The sequence below is a fragment of the Fundidesulfovibrio sp. genome (assembly GCF_058402725.1).
This window is the reverse complement of record NZ_JBZVFJ010000287.1, coordinates 1-2,207: the sequence shown is the minus strand read 5'-3', so window position 1 is coordinate 2,207 and position 2,207 is coordinate 1. Positions and strand designations below refer to the sequence as shown.

The window sequence follows — 2,207 nt, the reverse complement described above, 5'->3', positions numbered from 1 at the left end:
ACAAGTCCCTGGTGAACAAGCCCGAACTCGTGATCACCGCCGACGAAAAGGACCGCCTCACCCCCGAGCAATACACCGTGGCCGCCGCCGAGAAAGTGGTGGCCCGGCTGGGACTCGCGGGCAAATAGACGCGGTCCCGCACACCTCGCACGCACACGGGGCGGCTTCGGCCGCCCCTTTGCGTTGGCGGGGTCGCTCCGCTGCAAGCAGGGAAGAGACCTCCGGCGGGAGAGTGCTGAGAGGGCGGAGCCCTCTTTGCCCGCCGGAGGCTTTCCACCGGACGCATTGCCGCATCACCCGGCGCGACTCCCGCCGTGTCGGGTCGTGCGCCGGGGCTGGGGCTAGCGCGACTTTCCGCCCTCGAACACGGGGGGAGGCGGCGCGCCTTTGCCTCCCCGGGTGTAGGCGCTGTCTCCCACCTTGTTGGTCACGGAGCCGTCGCTGCCGTACCATGTGTCGCCCACGCGGTTGTAGGTGGTCCCCCTGTTGCCGTAGGTGGAACTGCCGTTGCGGTTGTAGACGGAGCCGTCGTTGCCGTATGTGGAGTTGCCGTTGCGGTTGTAGCTGGTTCCGTTGTTGCCGTAGGTGGAGTTGCCGGTGCGGTTGTAGGTGGTTCCGTCGTTGCGATAGATGGTGGAGCCGGACCTGTTGGACACGCCGCCAGGTCCGCGTTGTCCCAGGCAGGGAGTTGCCAGGCAAAGGATGATCGCCAGGGCGATCAGGCGCGCGAAGAGTGTCATGGGGGCCTCCTGCGCGGAGTGTATCGATCATCCTTTTAGATATGTCAAGTAGGCGTTTGTTGTTCGGCGTGTCCGGTCGTTTCGGGATTCATGCCGTGTGGCTGGTCTGTTTCCCCTTGCGGCGGATGGCGTATTCCACGAAGGAGTACGCCCGCAGGAACGGTTTGCCCATGTGAACGGCCTTGATGACGTCGAAGAGGATGTGGAAGAGGCAGGCCGCGAGCATCACCCAGAATTCGTGACGCCAGAACCCCAGCGCCCAGAGCAGCAGCAGGAACTCGACGGTGTGGAACCAGGAGATGGACAGGTAGTTCGGGAGGCCCGGCACGGCGCGGTGGTATGCGAAGAAGCGTTTGGGGTCGAGGCTGCGGCAGTCGCGCACGAAGGGGATCAGGTGGTCCAGGTCGATGAAGAACACGGTGAGCCCGAAGAGGAAGGCGTCGTCGCCCATGAAGGGGTAGAGGATGGCGGCGCTCAGCGCTCCCTGCACGGCGTGGACGGTAGGGCTCACGGGAGTTGCTCCCGGGAGCGTTGACGCGCGGCGCGCTCCGCCGTATGCCCCCTCGGTCGGGACGCCCTGGGGCGACGTGTCGTCGGCATGGAACGCCCTGTAAACCACGCGCCCGCCGCAGGCAACACGCATGGCCAACCCCAAGATACGCGCCGACCAGCTCCTGGTGGACCAGGGCCTGGCCGAGAGTCGCGAGCGCGCCAAGCGCCTCGTGATGGCGGGCCAGGTCTACCTGGACGTGAACGGACGCCCCGAGCGCCTGGACAAGCCCGGGCGGATGCTTCCGGCCTCGGCCGCGCTCTCGCTGGCCGCGCCTGAGCGCTTCGTGAGCCGGGGGGCCTACAAGCTCCTCTCCGCGCTGGAACACTTCCGCCTGGACGTGACGGGCCGCACGGCCCTGGACGTGGGGGCCTCCACGGGGGGCTTCACCGATTGTCTGCTCCAGCACGGAGCGGCCAAGGTCTACGCCGTGGACGTGGGCAAGTGCCAGCTCCACGAGAAGCTGCGCGCCGATCCCCGCGTGGTATCGCTTGAGGGCGTCAATTTCCGGCTGGCCGCGCCGGACCTGATTCCAGAACCTGTGGACCTGGCGGTGATCGACGTGTCCTTCATCTCGCTCACCAAGGTGCTCCCGGCGGTGAAGGGGTTCCTCGGGCCGGGGGGCTTCATAGTGGCCCTGGTCAAGCCGCAGTTCGAACTGGGCCCCGGCCAGACCGACAAGGGCGTGGTGCGCGACGAGTCGTTGCGGCAGCTGGCCGTGCAACTGGTGGAGGGCGCGGCGCGCGAGATGGGGCTGGAGCCGGCCGGGGTGGTCCCGGCCGGGGTCAAGGGGCCCAAGGGCAATCAGGAGTATCTGCTGCTCTTGCGTTGAGGGCGCTCACTGCATCACGCGCACGTCGGAGGAGTCCACCACGGTCTTGCCCACCGGGGCCAGGGAGATGAGGGCGAGCTTCAGG

3 protein-coding genes are annotated in these 2,207 nt (G+C 67.2%); 1 reads left to right on the top strand and 2 read right to left on the bottom strand.

The features are described from left to right. Positions 1–341: 341 nt before the first annotated feature. Entirely contained in the window at positions 342–740 is a 399-nt protein-coding gene (locus ACV4UX_RS18785) for a hypothetical protein (protein WP_491594809.1), read from the bottom strand. 88 nt (positions 741–828) lie between these two features. Then, positions 829–1,251 (bottom strand): hypothetical protein, encoded by a 423-nt coding sequence (locus ACV4UX_RS18780; protein WP_491594808.1) that lies wholly within the window; start codon positions 1,249–1,251, stop codon positions 829–831. A 130-nt stretch (positions 1,252–1,381) separates the two neighbouring features. On the opposite strand from ACV4UX_RS18780, the gene ACV4UX_RS18775 reads away from it, so the two are divergent. Beyond that, entirely contained in the window at positions 1,382–2,122 is a 741-nt protein-coding gene (locus tag ACV4UX_RS18775; protein WP_491594807.1) for a TlyA family RNA methyltransferase, read from the top strand. The last annotated feature ends 85 nt before the right edge of the window (positions 2,123–2,207 follow it).

Coding starts and splice junctions, on each gene's coding strand:
- ACV4UX_RS18785 (WP_491594809.1), bottom strand. CDS start 740: ATGACACTCTTCGCGCGCCTGATCGCCCTGGCGATCATCCTTTGCCTG.
- ACV4UX_RS18775 (WP_491594807.1), top strand. CDS start 1,382: ATGGCCAACCCCAAGATACGCGCCGACCAGCTCCTGGTGGACCAGGGC.